13 protein-coding genes are annotated in these 18,714 nt (G+C 44.8%); 8 read left to right on the top strand and 5 right to left on the bottom strand.

Features of this window, described 5'->3' with window-relative positions; genetic code table 11:
- The first annotated feature begins 251 nt into the window (after positions 1-251).
- The 5 genes from clpS to C2757_RS07170 all read left to right on the top strand — a co-directional run bounded on the left by clpS (position 252) and on the right by C2757_RS07170 (position 9,177).
- The gene (gene clpS / locus C2757_RS07190) at positions 252-608 is read left to right on the top strand and encodes an ATP-dependent Clp protease adapter ClpS (protein WP_216863886.1); all 357 of its coding nucleotides are present in this window, start codon (positions 252-254) and stop codon (positions 606-608) included.
- Positions 605-2,911: an ATP-dependent Clp protease ATP-binding subunit ClpA gene (gene clpA, locus C2757_RS07185; RefSeq protein WP_215373858.1), complete on the top strand. Its 2,307-nt coding sequence runs from the start codon at positions 605-607 to the stop codon at positions 2,909-2,911. Before clpS ends, clpA begins: the two co-directional genes overlap by 4 nt.
- A 30-nt stretch (positions 2,912-2,941) precedes the next feature.
- Complete coding sequence (locus C2757_RS07180; protein ID WP_215373857.1) at positions 2,942-3,175, top strand: hypothetical protein; 234 nt, start codon at positions 2,942-2,944, stop codon at positions 3,173-3,175.
- 190 nt (positions 3,176-3,365) lie between these two features.
- Entirely contained in the window at positions 3,366-5,867 is a 2,502-nt protein-coding gene (locus C2757_RS07175; protein WP_215373855.1) for a GGDEF and EAL domain-containing protein, read from the top strand.
- A gap of 64 nt (positions 5,868-5,931) precedes the next feature.
- A complete protein-coding gene (locus C2757_RS07170; RefSeq protein ID WP_215373854.1) occupies positions 5,932-9,177 on the top strand; it encodes an EAL domain-containing protein in 3,246 nt (1,081 codons plus the stop codon).
- Between the two features lie 19 nt (positions 9,178-9,196).
- On the opposite strand, the gene dut is transcribed toward C2757_RS07170, so the two are convergent.
- The 5 genes from dut to C2757_RS07145 are packed head-to-tail and all read right to left on the bottom strand — an operon-like array spanning position 9,197 to position 15,216.
- Positions 9,197-9,646, bottom strand: coding sequence for a dUTP diphosphatase (gene dut, locus C2757_RS07165; RefSeq protein WP_215373852.1), 450 nt, complete (start codon positions 9,644-9,646; stop codon positions 9,197-9,199).
- A 42-nt stretch (positions 9,647-9,688) separates the two neighbouring features.
- Complete coding sequence (gene coaBC / locus C2757_RS07160; protein ID WP_215373850.1) at positions 9,689-10,900, bottom strand: bifunctional phosphopantothenoylcysteine decarboxylase/phosphopantothenate--cysteine ligase CoaBC; 1,212 nt, start codon at positions 10,898-10,900, stop codon at positions 9,689-9,691.
- 9 nt (positions 10,901-10,909) lie between these two features.
- Positions 10,910-11,398 carry a signal peptidase II gene (gene lspA / locus C2757_RS07155; RefSeq protein ID WP_215377011.1) on the bottom strand — a complete coding sequence of 163 codons (489 nt, stop codon included), beginning with the start codon at positions 11,396-11,398 and terminating at the stop codon, positions 10,910-10,912.
- A 13-nt stretch (positions 11,399-11,411) separates the two neighbouring features.
- Positions 11,412-14,291 (bottom strand): isoleucine--tRNA ligase, encoded by a 2,880-nt coding sequence (gene ileS / locus C2757_RS07150; RefSeq protein ID WP_371817041.1) that lies wholly within the window; start codon positions 14,289-14,291, stop codon positions 11,412-11,414.
- Complete coding sequence (locus C2757_RS07145; RefSeq protein ID WP_215373847.1) at positions 14,266-15,216, bottom strand: bifunctional riboflavin kinase/FAD synthetase; 951 nt, start codon at positions 15,214-15,216, stop codon at positions 14,266-14,268. The genes ileS and C2757_RS07145 overlap by 26 nt, the downstream gene beginning before the upstream one ends.
- Positions 15,217-15,255: 39 nt before the next feature.
- Here C2757_RS07145 and purN point away from each other — a divergent pair, with 39 nt between their 5' ends.
- From purN to C2757_RS07130, 3 genes are read left to right on the top strand one after another with little or no spacing between them, the layout of a single operon-like run.
- Positions 15,256-15,885, top strand: coding sequence for a phosphoribosylglycinamide formyltransferase (gene purN, locus C2757_RS07140; protein WP_215373846.1), 630 nt, complete (start codon positions 15,256-15,258; stop codon positions 15,883-15,885).
- Positions 15,882-17,426, top strand: a complete 1,545-nt coding sequence (locus tag C2757_RS07135) for an RsmB/NOP family class I SAM-dependent RNA methyltransferase (RefSeq protein WP_215373844.1) — start codon at positions 15,882-15,884, stop codon at positions 17,424-17,426. Before purN ends, C2757_RS07135 begins: the two co-directional genes overlap by 4 nt.
- A gap of 42 nt (positions 17,427-17,468) precedes the next feature.
- The gene (locus C2757_RS07130; protein WP_215373842.1) at positions 17,469-18,662 is read left to right on the top strand and encodes an acyl-CoA desaturase; all 1,194 of its coding nucleotides are present in this window, start codon (positions 17,469-17,471) and stop codon (positions 18,660-18,662) included.
- Positions 18,663-18,714 lie beyond the last annotated feature (52 nt).

The following is an 18,714-nucleotide window of genomic DNA, read 5'->3' as shown; positions in this document are numbered from 1 at the left end:
ACAACCGTGATGAGGGTAAATACTTTTTAATCAGTCTCGCTCCACAACACGCCTAAATAGAACCTCTTTTGAAGCCTACCCCCCGATTGTTTGCCCTTTTTCTAGGGGTGTCAAGGAGTTATATGGGTCTACCCCCCTATAAACACCCCTTTTTTTACAGAAAAATGCCCCAATATGGGTTAAAGAGAGGTTTTTGCTGGTTTTTCACCACAAGACCTTAGTAAATTAAAGTTTAGATATCTGTGTTTAGAATGTTTCTCATGAGCCGCACACCGAAAAATCCCACTACTGGCGTACCAGCCAATCCCTATGTTGAGGACACCATTCTTCTCGAAAAGCAGGCCGAGAAGGTTAAAGCTCCCTCGATGTACAAAGTTTTGCTATTGAATGACGATTATACCCCAATGGAATTTGTAGTGATGGTCATTCAGGAGTATTTTAATAAGGATCATGAGACAGCTACTCGCATCATGTTACAAGTTCATTTAGTTGGTAAAGGCATCTGCGGGGTATTTACTCGAGATGTTGCGGCTACGAAGGTGCATCAAGTTATTGAACTCTCCCGCGAAGCGGGCCACCCACTACAGTGCACTATGGAGGAAGCATGATTGCCCAAGAATTAGAAGTAAGTTTGCACATGGCGTTTGTTGACGCAAGGGCATCGCGACATGAGTTCATTACGGTCGAACATTTATTGGCCGCGTTGCTAGACAATGCAACCGCTGTTGAGGTGCTCAAAGCCTGCGCTGTGAATATCGCAGAGTTGCGTACTCAGCTGAAAAATTTTATTAATGACAACACCCCAGTTGTTCCCGGTAATGATGAGGTTGACACTCAACCCACACTCGGATTTCAGCGGGTGATTCAGCGCGCCATCATGCACGTCCAATCCACTTCCAATGGCAAGAAAGAAGTGACGGGCGCTAATGTGTTGGTTGCTATCTTTGGTGAAAAAGATTCGCATGCGGTGTATTTCTTGCAGCAGCAAGGCGTTACTCGCTTAGATGTGGTGAACTTCATCAGCCATGGCGTTCGCAAAGATCAAGCTGAGCATGTTAAGCCCGCAGATGTTGCACAAGAAGCTGAAGAGGGTGCCTCATCTGGCAAAGAAAGCCCCTTAGATCAATACACCCAAAATCTCAATGCGTTGGCTCGTCAAGGCAAGATTGATCCCTTGATTGGGCGTGAAGGCGAAGTTGAGCGGGTGATTCAGGTGCTATGCCGTCGTCGGAAGAATAATCCGCTATTGGTGGGTGAGGCCGGTGTTGGTAAGACCGCTATTGCAGAGGGTCTTGCATGGCGCATCGTCAAGGGGGACGTCCCTGAAATCTTGGCTAATGCTACTGTCTATTCTTTAGATATGGGCGCCTTGCTTGCGGGTACTAAATACCGTGGTGATTTTGAGCAACGCCTCAAGAGCGTTCTCAAGTCTCTCAAGGATCATGCGCATGGCGTTCTATTTATCGATGAGATCCATACGTTGATCGGTGCTGGTGCTGCATCGGGCGGAACTTTAGATGCAAGTAATTTGCTAAAGCCAGCTTTGTCTAATGGCCAACTCAAATGCATTGGCGCAACTACCTTTACTGAATATCGTGGAATCTTTGAAAAAGATGCAGCTTTATCGCGTCGTTTCCAAAAGGTAGATGTTGTTGAGCCAACTGTTGATCAAACGGTGCAAATTCTACGTGGACTCAAATCTCGCTTTGAGGAACACCATAGTGTCAAATATGCTGCCGGTGCTCTAGTGGCAGCAGCAGAGCTCTCGGCACGTTACATTAACGATCGCCATTTGCCTGACAAGGCAATTGATGTCATTGATGAGGCAGGTGCTGCACAGCGCATCTTGCCGAAGTCCAAGCAAAAGAAAACCATTGGACGTCCAGAGATTGAAGAGATTGTTGCCAAGATTGCTCGTATACCGCCTCAGTCCGTCACTGTGGATGATCGCAGCAAGTTGCAAACCTTAGATCGTGATATCAAGAGTGTCGTATTTGGTCAAGATCCCGCAATTGAGGCTTTAGCAAGCGCAATTAAGATGACCCGCGCTGGTCTTGGCAAGATTGACCGTCCAATTGGTTCGTTCTTGTTCTCTGGCCCCACTGGCGTTGGTAAAACAGAGGTTGCAAAGCAGCTTGCCTACATCCTAGGAATTGAGTTGTTGCGTTTTGATATGTCAGAGTACATGGAGCGCCATGCAGTAAGTCGTCTGATTGGTGCACCCCCAGGATATGTTGGCTTTGACCAAGGTGGTTTATTAACTGAGGCTGTGAATAAAAAGCCCCACTGCGTTCTCTTGCTTGATGAAATTGAAAAGGCCCATCCAGATATTTTCAATATTCTCTTGCAGGTGATGGACCATGGCACCTTAACTGATAACAATGGTCGTAAGACTGATTTCCGAAACGTCATCATCATCATGACTACTAACGCTGGTGCAGAGGCAATGCAGAAGTCAACCATTGGCTTCACTAATGCACGTGAGTCGGGTGATGAGATGGCCGACATTAAGAAGTTCTTCACTCCTGAGTTCCGCAATCGTCTGGATGCCATCGTCTCCTTTAAAGCACTCGATGAAACCATCATCATGCGGGTGGTCGATAAATTCTTAATGCAATTAGAGGAACAATTGCATGAGAAGAAAGTTGACGCTACTTTTAGCCCAGCATTACGTTCTCATCTGGCTAAGCATGGCTTTGATCCATTGATGGGTGCTCGTCCAATGCAGCGGATTATTCAAGATACTGTTCGTAAAGCACTTGCGGATGAGTTGCTATTTGGAAAATTGGCGCAGGGTGGCCATGTCGCTGTCGATATTGATGCTGATGGTAAAGTCCAGCTTGACTTTGACGCACCAGCATTGCCGGGTAAAGCCGCGAAAGCGGATGTAGCGCCTGCAGAAGAAATCTAATCAACAAGGCAATATTCATAAAAGGAAAATATGTCACATCACGATAAATTATTAGATGCTTTTGAAGTTTACAAAGCAGAGCACGAAAAATTCGAGGGCAAGGGCATCAAGGCCTCAGCTGCTCGGGCTCGTAAGGCATTACAAGAAATTGCTGGCTCTTGCAAAGAGCGTCGTAAAGAAATTACTGCTGAAAAAGAGTCACGTGAAGGTGCTGGTGCAGGAATGTCGCAAGATGCGGCACGCAAGGTGCATATTCGTAAATAAGCAAGTAAGTAATACCTGCTGAAATAAAAAGCCACCATCAGGTGGCTTTTTATTTGTCCGGCAATACGGAGTTTTTAGTAGATAAGTACTACTATTTAATGAAATTATTCCACTATTAATATCCAATATAGGATTTGTTAGTAATATTGTGAAATCGAAATAGCTGATTAAAGCCCCCTGGACTCTGAAATTGTCAAATCAAATACAAGATGAGCTTGAAGTTATCCCATTAATTGGTGAGGTGGGCACGAAATATGAATGCGATATATTTTTTGCACTGAATTCTGACGGTCGCTTTATCGAAGTAAGCGAGGCTTATTGTCTGCTTATGGGTTATAGCAAAGCAGAGTTCTTTGAAATGAATATTGATGATGTTCAAATTGCCGGGGCTCAAGAGCGGATCAACAATAGTCTGCAGGATGTTGTTGATACGGGCCATGCAAAAATCTGGATTGAGCAGCGCACTAAAGATCAAAGGACATGCTCTTATGAGATTAGCGCATTTTTTTCATCATACGAAGAAAAAATTTATTGCTTTGCAAATAATCGGCTTGCTATGCCGAGCGCCTCAGATTCTCTCGCTTTATCCCTTGATCTCGCTAATCGAGTAATTAAAAACTCTAGCGATTTAATTTTAATCACAGAAGCAGAGCCTTATCACTGGCCTGGACCTAGAATTGTTTTTGCAAATGAGGCATTGCTCAAGACCACAGGGTATACGCTAGAGGAGGTGATTGGTAAAACACCGCGTATTTTCCATGGACCCAACACTGACCGTGATACCGCACATCGAATACATCTTGCCCTCGCAAAGTGGCAACCCATTCGGGAAGAGGTCTTAAATTACTCCAAAGATGGCAAGGAGTTTTGGCAAGAGCTGAATATTTTTCCGGTAGCAAATGATGATGGCTGGTTTACGCATTGGGTTTCTATACAAAGAAATATTACCGAGCGCAAAATATTCGAAAGAATTATTACAAATGCACAAGATGCAATACAGGAATCACAGCAGCGCCTGAGGCTTGCAACTCATGCGGGTGGTGTAGGCATTTGGGACTGGGATGTGGTCAACGATTTATTGATTTGGGATGATCAAATGTATGCGCTTTATGGTGTCCAAGCAGATCAATTTGTTGGTGCATACGAAGCTTGGCAAAATGGGCTACATCCTGATGATCGAGAGATGGGGGAGCAAGCCATTAAAGACGCAATTGAAAATGGCGAATTTAAATTAGAATTCAGAATCATCAGGCCTGATAGCAGCATTCGTTACATCCGGGGTCATGCACGAACTATCAAGAATGACGCCGGTGCGGTAGTACGCATGATTGGGACAAACTGGGATATTACCGAGCAAAAAATGGCTGAAAATAAGGCGGAGGAACTTGCCTTTTTTGACTCCTTAACGACTTTACCCAACAGACGTCTCTTTGCGGATCGCTTGCAGAGAGCATTCAAACTGAGTGCCCGTAACAAAAGATGGTGCGCCCTCCTATCCCTTGATCTTGATAACTTTAAGATGATCAATGATCTGCATGGCCATAGTGGTGGAGATCTGATATTGCAAGCTACCGCTCAATGTCTTTTGGATTCTGTGCGCGCTGGAGATACGGTTGCGCGCATGGGGGGAGACGAGTTTATTGTTTTATTGGAAGACCTGGGATCAACTGCTGCAGAAGCTGGTGCAGCAGCAAGAATAGTTGCTGAAAAGATTTTGTCATCATTCAATGCATCACCCAAAGCAAAATTTAGTATAAAAATGGGTTCACTCAGCATTGGTGTTGCAGCATTTATGGGTCAAAAAAATCTTGAAATTGAAGAGGTGATAAAGCAGTCAGATTTAGCGCTTTATCAAGCGAAAGAGGCTGGTCGTAATTGTATTAAATTCTATGACGAAGGTATGCAGGCTACGCTGAGTGCTAGAGCCTCTTTGTTAACCACATTGCATCAAGCTATTAAGCATGATTGGTTTGTACTGCATTATCAGCCACAGTTAAATGGCGATCGTCAGATAGATTCTGCGGAAGTTCTTTTGCGGCTGAATCATCCTGAGCTTGGCATGATGGCGCCTGCAGAATTTATTCACTTAGCTGAGTCTGCAGATCTGATTGTGCCAATTGGTTGGTGGGTGATGAAAACTGCTTGTAAGCAACTATCCGCTTGGTCGAGCTTAAAAAAGATGGCCCATCTCTCCTTATCAGTCAATATTAGTGTCAAGCAGTTTCAACAAGAAAACTTTGTAACCGAGCTCATTGAGATTGCTACTAAAACGGGAGCTAACCCCAATTTACTTACCCTAGAACTTACAGAATCGTTATTTTTAGGGGATCGGGCTGGAGCGATTAAAAAAATGCAGGCATTGAAAGATTATGGTTTTAACTTTGCATTAGATGACTTTGGTACTGGTTACTCATCATTGTCTTATTTGAAAAGCCTGCCATTTAATGAAATCAAGATTGACCAATCCTTTGTGGCGGACATACCTGGTAATCAAACGAGTTGCGACATTATCCGAATTATTATATTGATGGGTCAAACTCTTGAGATGAAGGTGGTTGCTGAAGGCGTTGAAACAAGAGAGCAGTATCAGTATTTACAAGCCATGGGCTGCCATCATTACCAAGGACATTTATTTTCAGAATCCATGCCCTTAGAGCAGTTTGTTGCTTCAATGAATGAGTTCAGCCAATAAATGATTTTCTTCATCACTGATTTTATGCGTATTACAAAAATAGACTCTATCAGTTCATATGCAAATGACTAAAGCTATCAATCTAGCCATACCAAATTGGAAGCAAGCTTTAAAGCTCCTGTTGGGTGTTTGTGTTGGCTTGATTTTCTTTGAGCTAGGAGCTCAAATGGGCTTGGGCTCTAAATTGGCCATCCTTGGTCCAGCAGTAGGCCTGGGCGCTGCAATCTATTTGATCCTTGGCAAGAGAGCCATCATGGGATTGATTATTGTTGCAGCCTCGATCCAAGCTCTGATGAATTTTCAGCAAATTCAAACTGGACATTTAGCTGCCATCTACCATTTTTGTATATTGGTAATATTTTTTATGTTGCTGTCTATCTCGGTTGCAAAAGCATCCGTCAAGATTCGAGCACTTTACTTTGATTCAAATCTTAAATCGGCATTAGCGACGTTTGGAATATCCATCTTCCTCTCTTTGATTGGAGTTTCACTTGCGTTTTTCTCCCTTAATCTGTTTCCAAAGTTCTCCAATTCGGATATTGCCATTCTGATTGGAATTGCTACTTTGGGGCAGTATATTGGATTCGTGATGAGTCTTCCGTTAGTTGAAGGACTCAATACCAGAAATGCCGAATCACAAAAAATACAATTGATAAATGTGGCACTTCCACTTTGGGTGGTTTTTGCTATAGCTATTATTTTCTTTAGGTTTTTAAATGATGAGATAGAAAGAAGATCTAAAGCAGAATTTGAAAAAATTTCCATTGAGATCAGTGGCATTATTGAATCGCAACTCAATGCACAAGAGGTCTATATAGATGGGGTGGCAGCCTTTTTTTATACCAGACATAAACCGGTAACAGATGATTTTTTTAGGAAGTATGTTGCTTATGGGTTGATGCGCTATCCGATGGTTCAGGGAATCTCGTGGCTTTCGTATATAAAGTCAGATCAATTGGCTCAATTCACTCGTGAGCAACAAAAAACCTATCCAGGTTATGAAGTTAAATTGATAGGTGGAGATGCTAGCAAGATACCTGATAGCAATAAGACGTTTTATACCCCTGTAACATTTATCGAGCCCTTGACGGAAAATAAAAAGGCATTAGGATTTGATATCTCTAGTAATCCAGCACGTCTTGAAACTATCAACAAAGCTATGCTTAGCAATCAAGTTTTTGCTTCGCCGCCTATCAAGTTGGTACAGGAGCAAAAAAATTCTGCTGGAATTTTGTTGATGAAGTTTATTCCTGAATCCAAGAACGGTCCAGGGCTGGTGAGCGAAGTTCTGCGCTTAGAGGATTTTATCGGGCAATCGACGGAAAAATTGAGTAAAGATGCCAATATTAGTGTGATTGATGTTGATGCAAAGAGCATTATTTTTGGACAACATTATGAAGAGATTGGCTTTAATATTTCTGACTCTATTCAATTTGGTGGGCGGACATATCAAATAAGGACAAGTCCTACTGAGCTATTTTTCAAAAGCCACAACCCTCTCAAATATAAATTTTTTATGGCTGGACTAACTGCTTTCTTACTATCCATTATTCACTCATTTTTATTGCTAGTTTCTAATTTTCAAAAGGCAATTATTGAAAAGGTGAATGAGCAGACCAAATTGCTCTTAAAAAATGAACAGCAGTTAAAGTATGTTCTTGATGCTACTGGTGATGGCATTTGGGATTGGGATATCTTGGCGGGGGAGGTTAGTCATAATCAGCGTTGGTTAGATATACTGCGCCTGCATACAAGTGACGTCACCTCTTCGATTGACGGATTTAAAGATAGAATTTACCCTGAAGATCTCCCACGAGTCCTTGAAGCAATCAATATATCGTTAGAAAAAAGTACAAAATATTCTATTGAATATCGCATGATTTGCGGGGATCAAAGCTTGGCATGGGTATCCGATGTTGGCATGGTTGTAGAGCGGTCAAGTAATGGCGATCCTCTGCGAATGGTTGGTGCTATTGCAGATATTAGCAACCAAAAAGAATCTCAGTCAAAAATTGAAGAATTAGTATTTTTTGATCCAGTAACAAATCTACCGAATCGACGCTACGTTAAAGATCGTATTGAGAGATCAATTCATCAGGCGGCCCGGGTGGATAGCTTCTCAGGTTTGATGTTGTTGGATTTGGATAACTTCAAGCTCGTGAATGATACTCATGGACATAATATTGGGGATGTTTTATTAAAAAAATTTGGAAAACGTCTCATTGAAATACTTAGGCCAATGGATGTGGTGGCGCGTATTGGTGGAGATGAGTTTTTGGTGTTATTTGAGAGGAGCCATTCTTCAGAAGAAGAATGCAGAGTCGTTCTAGAGACGGTCCTCGAGCGGCTGTGTACTGAACTAGAGGAGCCCTTTGATCTGGGGGGTAGCATCGGGATTACCATTACTCCGAGTATTGGTGTGGTGATTTATAGCCAGAAGAGCAAAGGGTTTGATGAAGTATTGAAATTTGCCGATCTGGCAATGTATAAAAATAAGTTTAACCCTTTAGAAAAATACCGCTTTTTTGACCAGTCATTGCATGATGAGTTTTTGGAAATGAGTGAAATGGCTGGTGGTCTAATAAAGGCTTGTGAAGCAGATCAATTCTATGTGGAATATCAGCCGGTACTAGATCGCAATAAAGAGGTTATAGCCTTTGAGGCACTGGCTCGATGGCATCACCCTGATCTTGGCACAGTAATGCCAGGAAAATTTATCCCTTTTGCAGAAAATAATGGCCAAATTCGATTGGTTTCAAACACCATATTCAAGAAAATTTTCTCCTCTCCACAAGTGGCCCAATTGAAAGAGGGTAAAAAGCCTATTAGATTGATGATTAACATAAGTGGTGCTCATTTAATTGATCTTGAGTTTGCGGATAACTTCATTACGATGGTCAAGAGTTATGATTTTCCTCTGAATTTAATCGACTTAGAGGTTACTGAAGGCGTATTTTTAGAAGATAAGCAAAGACCTATTAGGATGATGCAAGCTCTAAACAAATTGGGTGTTAAATTTGCCTTGGATGATTTTGGTACAGGCTACTCTTCATTCTCTTATTTGCAAAAATTGCCTATTCAATTCTTAAAAATAGATAAATCATTTGTGAATGATCTTAGAGGTGCATCTGTAGGGGGGTCGATAGTAGAAAATATCATCGCCTTGGCTCACACTCTGAATTTAAAAGTGGTTGCAGAGGGGGTGGAAACTGAGGAGCAGTTTAATGTACTGCTTGTCTTAGGTTGTGACTATTTTCAAGGTTGGTACTGCGGAAGACCGGGACCTTTGCCCTCATCACTACAGGGGTGATCTCACCCCTAGTAGATTCTTATGATCGTCCGGTGCTACCAAAGCCGCCTGCACCACGACTACTCTCGGTAAACTCTTCTACCACCTTGAGTTCTACTTGTTGCACAGGCATCACCACTAATTGAGCTAAGCGCTCCATAGGCTCTAGCTTGAATGGGGTAGAACCACGATTCCAGGTGCTTACCATTAATTGGCCTTGGTAGTCAGAATCAATCAAACCCACTAAGTTACCTAGTACGATGCCATGCTTATGACCTAGCCCAGAACGCGGCAAAATAAAGGCGGCGTAGCGTGGATCTTCAACGTAGATTGCTAAACCCGTAGGTACAAGCACTGTCTGACCAGGAGCAATCTCAATGGTTGCATCAATGCATGCACGTAGATCTAATCCAGCACTTCCAGGAGTGCCATAGCTTGGCAGTTGATCACGCATACGTTCATCGAGAATTTTGACTTGAAGGGCTTGCATGGTATGTCCTGAAACGTAGAGAGTAAATAAAGATGGTTTGGGTTAAATCTTTTTGGCGACCAGTTGAATGAGCTGACGTGCTAACTGAAGTTTTTCGGCTTTCGCAATTTTCTTGCTGCCAGCGTCATCCACCACAAGTAACTCATTGAGATCGCTGCCAAAGGTATCTGGGCCAATATTGCCAACAACCATTGGAATGCCTTTGCGCTTTCGCTTTTCACTCGCATGGGCTTCCAAATCTGTGGATTCTGCTGCAAAGCCCACACAATATGGGTGGGGCTTACCATTTTTGGTCTTTGCTGTTTGAGCAACATCCACGAGAATATCGGGATTGGCGTTAAATTCGATGTTAGGCGCCTCTTTGCCTTGTCGTTTGATTTTTTCTTTAGAAGGTTTTGCGATGCCCCAATCAGCAACTGCAGCTACAGCAAAGAACACATCACAATCTGCGGCATTCATGGCGGCAGTATGCATTTCCTTTGCACTTGTAACATTGGTACGAATAATTTTTCCGCTTGCCTCTAATGGAGTTTCTAGTGTGCAGGGCCCCGCAATCAGATGAACTTGTGCACCTGCTTCCAGAGCGGCACGTGCAATAGCAAAGCCCATCTTGCCTGAGCTGTGGTTTGTAATGCCACGCACAGGATCAATGGCCTCAAAAGTAGGGCCAGCAGTAATGAGTACTTTTTTGCCTATTAAAGATTTTTTCTGAAAGAATGCAATGACTTGCTCAGCAATTTCTGAGGGCTCAAGCATTCTACCCATGCCTACTTCGCCGCAGGCCTGAAACCCACTGGCAGGTCCAAGTAGCGCAACCCCATTAGCATTTAGCCGTTGAGCGCTTCTTTGGGTGGCAGCATGCTCCCACATCTGCTTGTTCATCGCTGGGGCAATTAAGAGCGGGCAGTCTCTTGCTAGACAGAGCGTGCTCAGCAAGTCATCCGCTAAACCCAAAGAAATTTTGGCCATCAGATCAGCACTTGCTGGTGCAATCACAATGGCATCTGCCGAGCGCGATAACTCAATGTGAGCCATATTGTTCGGAATGGTGCTATCCCATTGGCTTAAGTAAACCGGATTGCCAGTAAGAGCCTGCATAGTCACTGGCGTCACAAATTGTTGTGCAGCTTCAGTCATGACCACTTGAACAGAAGCGCCTCCTTGAATCAGTAGGCGTGCGAGTTCAGGCGTTTTGTATGCTGCAATCCCGCCAGAGATACCAAGAAGGATTTTCTTATTTAAAAGTGATTGCATGGCGCCAGCTTAATGGGATTGTGAGAATTTGCCAAATGACTTGCGCAACTCTCCAAAAATGATGAGTACTGCGCCAATGCAGATAGCGCTATCGGCAATATTAAAGGCCGGCCAATGCCAATTGGCGTAATGAATATCGATAAAGTCAATTACGGCACCACACATGAGGCGATCTAAGACATTTCCTAGTGCTCCCCCCAGGATTAGACTGAGGGCCCAACACAGTAACTTGTCACATTGGTTTTTGCGCAATAACCAAACAATGTAGACGCAAGCAAGCAGTCCAAGGATAGTAAAGAACCAGCGTTGCCAACCGGAGCCTTGGGCTAAAAAGGAGAAAGCTGCTCCAGGGTTGAAAAGCAGCAGCCAATTAAGGAATGGCAATACGCGCTCTGGTACACCCAGTTGTAAATGACTTAAAGCCTGCCACTTTGTAATCTGATCGATAAACAGAGTTAGCGTGGCAATAGTCATATGGCGCAAAAAGCTAGGGTTCATATGATTTTCAGTTTTATGCAAAGAGGCGATGATCGCCATTACCAAAGAGGTTGCTAATACAGCGACTACAGAGATCAGGGTGATCAGCATTGCTGCCAACATCTTTGGTGTGATGCCAGCAACGGCCACACTTTTTATATTGACTACCGCGCACTAGAACTTCTAAGCCACCATTACTCAGTTCAATATTGGCGCTGGAGGTAATGGTTACAAAACGCAAATCATCATTGAGTGAGTGAAGGATTGCAAAGTCTACATCCCCCAATTTAATGGTCAACTCAGCTTGCAAGGATGAGCCTACATTGCCAGCTTCGCGTTCGATTTCAATTGCTTTAGTGACTTCTGAGCGAATTTCGCGGATGCGATTCCATTTGGCAAGCAATTCATCTGCGTTGGCAATTTGTGGGAACTGACCAAACTCTTCCATGAAGATCGAATCTGCAGGATGACTTCCTAAGCCATGCGGAAAATCTTTCCAGGCTTCTTCTGCAGTAAAAGATAGGAATGGCGATAACCACTTCAAGAGATTGCGAGTGATGTGAAATAAAGCGTTCTGAGCAGCACGGCGATCAGGAGAGTCGGGTGCGCTCGTATAGAGACGATCTTTCAGAATGTCTAAGTAGAAGCCACCCAAATCTTCAGAACAGAAACTCAACATGCGCGCAACTGCTGGCTGGAATTCATATGACTTGTAGTGCGCTTCAACATCGCTCTGCAATTGATTGGCAAGAGCTACCGCATAACGATCAATCTCGAGCCACTGATCAACGGGCATGGCATGCTTGCCTGGATCAAAATCAGAGAGATTGGCTAACAGGAAGCGCAAAGTGTTACGGATCCGGCGATAGCTTTCAGTAACGCGCTTGAGAATTTCATCTGAGATCGTCATCTCACCAGAGTAGTCAGTTGATGCCACCCAAAGACGAATGATTTCTGCACCAAGTTTGTCAGCAACTTGTTGTGGAGCAATGACATTTCCTACTGACTTGCTCATCTTGCGACCTTGACCATCAACTGTAAAGCCATGAGTGAGCAGGGCTTTATAGGGAGGCTTGCCATCGAGCATCGCACCAGTAAGCAGTGATGAGTGAAACCAGCCGCGATGTTGATCAGAGCCTTCGAGATACAAATCAGCAAGGCGACCATCAGGGGTTTCTGTCTCTGCCGTTAATAACTCATCACGATGTGAGCCGCGAATCACATGCCAGTGGGTTGTGCCGGAGTCAAACCACACATCCAAGGTATCACGATTTTTTTCATATTGAGTGGCGTCATCTCCAAGCAACTCTGCAACTTCAAGTTTTTGCCAAGCTTCGATACCATCTTTTTCTACACGTTTAGCTATCTCTTCTAACAATTCCACGGTGCGGGGATGCGGTTCACCGGTTTCTTTGTGAACAAAGAAGGCCATTGGCACGCCCCACTGACGTTGACGTGACAATGTCCAGTCAGGGCGATTAGCAATCATGCTGTGTAAACGCTGTTTTCCCCAAGCAGGGAAGAACTCGGTATTTTCAATGCCCGCTACGGCAGTTTCGCGCAAGCTAGCTTTGCCATCGGATGGCTTTTTATCCATGCTCGCAAACCACTGGGAAGTAGCGCGATAAATGATGGGGGACTTATGGCGCCAGCAATGCATGTATGAGTGGGTATAGGTTTTGTCGCGCAATAGACTGCCTGCTTCACGCATTGCTTCAACAATCTTTGGATTAGCTTTCCAGATATATTCGTTAGCAAAAAGCGGTAACCAAGAGGCATACACGCCATTGCCCATGACTGGATTGAGAATATCTTTGTCGTCCAGCTGATTTGCTTTGCACGACTTAAAGTCTTCCTCACCATAAGCGGGCGCAGAGTGAACAATGCCAGTGCCCGTATCTAAGGTCACGTATTCCGCCGGATAAATAGGTGAAAGCCGTTTATAGCCCTCATGCAATGAGGAGAGCGGATGCCAAAAAGAAATGTTTGCGAGTTGTGCGCCTAGGCAGGTAGCAATCACATTGCCTGTTAGGCCATAGTCCTGTAAACAGGTTTCAACGCGATCTTTCGCGAGGATTAAGAGCTTGTCGCCAACATCAACCAATGCATAAGTGAGTTCAGGATGAACGTTCATTGCCTGATTGGCGGGAATGGTCCAAGGTGTTGTGGTCCAGATCACAATTTGACCAGGCTTATTTGGTAACTCGGTCAGGCCAAAGGCCTTAGCAAGTAGGGGACGCTGCGCATCATCAAAGGCAAAGCCAACATCGACGGTTGGATCAGTTTTGTCCTGATATTCCACTTCGGCCTCTGCCAAGGCAGAGCCGCAATCAAAACACCAGTTCACGGGTTTTAAGCCCCGAAAGACATAACCTTTCTCCCAGATCTTGCCGAGTGCGCGGATTTCATCTGCCTCATTGCGGTAGTTCATCGTCAGGTAGGGGTTATTCCAGTCTCCCAGTACGCCCAGCCGTTCAAAATCTTTTTTCTGCTTATCCACCTGTACTTGCGCATAGGCACGGGCTTTGGCTTGCACTTCAGCTGTTGGCAAATTCTTGCCAAATTCTTTTTCAATCTGAATCTCGATCGGCATTCCATGGCAATCCCAACCAGGAACATAAACGGCATCAAATCCCATTAACCAGCGAGATTTCACAATCATGTCCTTCAAAATCTTATTGACCGCATGGCCAATATGAATATCACCATTCGCATACGGAGGACCATCATGCAGAATGAACTTCGTTTGATTGGCATGTGCTGCACGAATTTTTTCGTAGAGCTTATTTTTCTGCCACTGAGCAACCCATTGTGGTTCACGTTTAGCCAGATCCCCGCGCATCGGAAATGCAGTATCTAGTAGGTTGACAGGGTAGGTATTTTCTTTTTCAGACATATGCTTTTTTCTGGAAATAATTTCTGGCGTGCTTTGCATCTGCTGCAATGGCTTTTGTAAGAGTATCGAGGTCATCATACTTGGCCTCGTCACGAATTTTTTCTAAGAGTTCTACAGTAATGATTTTTCCGTAGACGTCTGCGCTGTAATCAAAAATATGGGTCTCTAGCAGCACGCGTCCCTGATCCTCGACCGTGGGTCTTACGCCCAGGCTGGCTACGGCCGGGAGGGGTTGATCACTCAACCCTAAGACCTGAGCTGTAAAGATTCCGGTAGTCGCAGGTTTGCGATGATGCAGATGATTTGCCACCGCAAGATTCAGCGTTGGAAAGCCGAGTTTGCGTCCCAGTTGTTGTCCGTGAATGACATGACCAGAAATTCCGTAAGGGCGACCTAATAATTTTTCTGCTTGATGCATATCGCCATTAGCAAGTGCGCTACGTAAAGCTGAGCTAGAAATACGCTCACCATCCTCCAGAATAGTTTGGATGCTGGATACCGCAAAGCCATATTTCTCACCAGCGGCTTTTAAGCTCTCAAAATTACCTGCGCGTTTTGCACCATAGCAAAAATCATCGCCAATCAAAATCCATTTCGTATTTAGACGTTTGACAATGATTTCTGAAACAAATTCTTCAGGACTAAGTCGCGCAAAAGCGGAGTTAAAGTGTTCTACCACTACCCGGTCAATTCCAAGTTGAGATAAAGCAGCCAATTTATCGCGCAGGTTCAAAATTCGTGGGGGCGCTTCTTCGGGCAAGAAGAATTCTTTAGGGTGAGGCTCAAAGGTCATCACGCAACTAACAAGGTTTCGCTCTTTAGCGCCCTCAACCAGCTGCTTGAGCAAGGCGCGATGACCCCTGTGCACCCCATCGAAATTACCGATGGTTAAAGCACAAGCAGATACTGCAGAAAAATCGGTCGGGCCGCGGAATACGTTCACAAAATCGCTTTCAGGGTAGCCATCAATTATATTGTGGGCATGCTTTCTATCGTTACCTTAATCTCTGGCCGCGGATCCAATTTCGAGGCCATCGTCAAAACGGCTCAAAAAGAGCAATGGCCGGTCAAATTTGTGGGGGTGATTGCGAATCACTCTGCGGCTAAAGGCCTTGATTTTGCTCGCTCCCAAGGCATTCCGGGTTTTGTGATCGAGCACAAGGAGCATGCCACCCGCGAGTCCTTTGATGCTGCCTTAATGCAGAAAATTGATGAGTTAGGGGCCGATTTAGTGGTTTTGGCGGGCTTTATGAGAATTCTGACTCCAGGCTTTATTCGTCACTTTGAGGGTCGTTTGATCAATATCCACCCAGCGCTTTTGCCTGCTTTCCCTGGGTTGCATACCCACGAGAGAGCTTTGGAGGCTGGTGTGAAGGAGCATGGGGCTACAGTGCACTTTGTGACCGAGGGGGTAGATGAGGGCCCGATTATTTGTCAGGCTGCCGTTCCAGTTCTAGAAGGTGACGATGCAGATACTTTGGCCGCGCGTGTTTTAAGTGCGGAGCATCAGATTTACCCGCGGGCCGTAAAATGGTTCCTTGATGGACGATTGCGAATAGAAGGTAATCAAGTGAAGTTACAACCCCCCGAGTCGCAATTTTTTAAACTATGAGTGCAGAACGCCCCCCACGTAAATCTGGCAACAGATTAGCACCGCACAAAAGTTACGCAGCGAAAACTAAAGATCCTCTGCGTCGCTCCGAGCGACGCAATGCTAGTGGCAATTTAATTGCACCTGAAGGTCAAAAGAATTTCTCGAATGCCAAGGCTCTTCCTCAACATGCTATTCATCTAGAGAGATTGTTGCCCGAGTTACTTAGTTTTGAGCAACCTGCCGATCGTGTAGTGAGTCGTTATTTTCGAGCCGAGCCACAACTTGGAAATCGTGATCGCGCATTAATTGCTGAGAGTGCGTTTGCCATTCTCCGTCGTAAAAATGAATTCTCCCAGTTTGCGGTAAGCGGTGAAGGCTCTCAGGCTAGACGCTTAGCCCTATTGGGTTTGCTGTCCGCTTTATCTGAAGGCGGTTTAGGTTCAGCGAACCGCGCGGAGAGTGCGATTGCGGATTTAGCGCACGTACTGAAATCTGGCGAATATGAATGGTTGCAACGTTTTCCTACGGTTGATCCTGCAGCATTGAATCCACTTGTGCGCAACAATTTGCCAGAGTGGCTATGGGATGCATTTGGAAAATATCCTGGTGAAGAAACACGTGAAGAGCTAGCAAAATCATTAATGCATCCTGCGCTCTTAGATTTGCGTGCCAACACGATGAAAACCAATCGCGAAGAATTACTCGCGCAAATGAACGCATTGGGCGGTCGATATCAAGCTATTCCAACTCCGTATGCACCTGATGGTGTGCGCATCATGGGTAAGCCTGCTTTGCAAAATACAGTTGGCTTTAAAGCCGGCATGTTTGAGGTGCAAGATGAGGGCAGTCAGCTTTTAGCTTACTTGCTTGCGCCAAAGCGTGGCGAGATGGTGGTTGACTTTTGTGCAGGTGCCGGAGGCAAAACACTTGCGATTGGTGCCTTGATGCGCTCCACTGGACGCCTCTATGCCTTTGATACATCCGAGCGTCGTTTGGCGAATTTGAAGCCAAGGCAGGCCCGTAGCGGCCTTTCTAACGTTCACCCAGTATGGATTGATAGCGAGAACGATGCCAAGATCAAGCGCTTGGCTGGGAAGATTGATCGGGTTTTGGTAGATGCCCCTTGCAGTGGCATGGGTACCCTACGCCGCAATCCTGACCTGAAATGGCGTCAAACCCCCGAAGGCATCTTGGAACTCAATCAAAAGCAAATGAGTATTCTGTCCTCAGCTGCTCGCTTACTAAAGCCTGGTGGCCGCTTGGTTTATGCCACCTGCAGTCTCTTACCCCAGGAAAATCAAGCGATTGCAGAAGATTTCCTCAGTAAACATCCTGAATTTGAGGCTGTTCCAGCCGCTGAGGTTCTTAAGCCATTGTTTCCAAAGGATAAATTGCCTTTAGGATGCACTTCAGATAATCCATGGTGGCAACTTTGGCCACATATTCATGGCACAGATGGCTTTTTTGGAGCTGTTTTTCAGAAAAAAGGTACTAAACCTGAAAAGTCAGAAAAGCCCAAATCTGAAGAGTTAACGAAAGATAAGGTCAAAAAGACCTAAAAAGCATTAAAATAAGAGCCAATACTACTTTAGGACTTACTTTTGAATACAGTTTCTGGTTTGGATTTGTTTCTGCATTGGCTTGCTAATGGCTACTTAGATTGGTCATGGTGGCAGATTGTTCTGTTTACCTTGATAGCTACCCATATCACTATTGCCTCAGTAACCATCTTCTTACACCGCTGCCAGGCCCACCGAGCGCTTGAATTGCACCCGCTTGCAGCCCATTGCTTCCGTTTTTGGCTCTGGCTCACTACTGGCATGGTTACCAAGGAGTGGGCTTCTATTCATCGCAAGCATCACGCCAAATGTGAAACTGTGGATGATCCACATAGCCCGCAAATTTTGGGGATTGGCACAGTCCTTTCTCGCGGGGCAGAGCTCTATAAAAATGAAGCTGCAAACCAGGAGACATTAGAAAAGTTTGGCCATGGCACTCCGGATGACTGGGTGGAGCGCAATATCTATTCCAAGTTTTCTTGGCAGGGTGTAGCCCTGATGCTCATTATTGATGTATTTTTATTTGGGGGCATTGGCCTGACTGTTTGGGCAGTGCAGATGTTATGGATTCCAATTACTGCAGCTGGTGTTATTAATGGCATTGGTCACTATTGGGGATATCGTAACTTTGATTGTGAAGATGCCTCAACCAATATTTTCCCTTGGGGAATTTTGATTGGCGGTGAAGAGTTGCACAACAATCATCACACCTTTGCAACAAGCGCCAAACTTTCTAATAAATGGTATGAGTTTGATATTGGTTGGCTCTACATTCAGATGATGGCTCTAGTTGGCTTGGCAACAGTGAAAAAGACTTCGCCTAAACCGGTGCTTAGTGATTTGCGTCCAGCCGATCAAAATACATTGGAGGCCATCATTGCCAATCGTTATGAAATTATGGCTCGCTACAGCAAGACACTGTGCAATTTTTTCAGCAATGAAGTGCAACATATGCAAGTTCTCGCAGCGCATTTAACTGATGCCGGAACATGGTTGTCTAAGGATGAGTCTCGTTTAAGTGAGGAAGAGAAATCCAAACTGGAGGAGTTGATGGCAAGCAATGCTCAGCTGCGCAAGATGATTGAGATGCGTCGGGATCTACAGGCAATCTGGGGGCGCTCTAGCGCCACGAGAGAGCAATTACTCTCACAGTTACACGCTTGGTGTCAGCGTGCTGAAGATAGCGGCTTAAGCAGTTTGCGCGAGTTCTCATTGAGATTGCGTCGCTACGCTTAAGCGCCCAGAATGCAGTAAGTATTTAAGGCAAATAAAAAACCCGCAACTAAGC

Source organism: Polynucleobacter sp. MWH-Svant-W18, assembly GCF_018687495.1.
In the GTDB taxonomy this organism is placed as follows: Bacteria; Pseudomonadota; Gammaproteobacteria; order Burkholderiales; family Burkholderiaceae; genus Polynucleobacter.
Note: the sequence above shows the minus strand (reverse complement) of the source record. Positions and strands in the feature narration are given on the sequence as shown.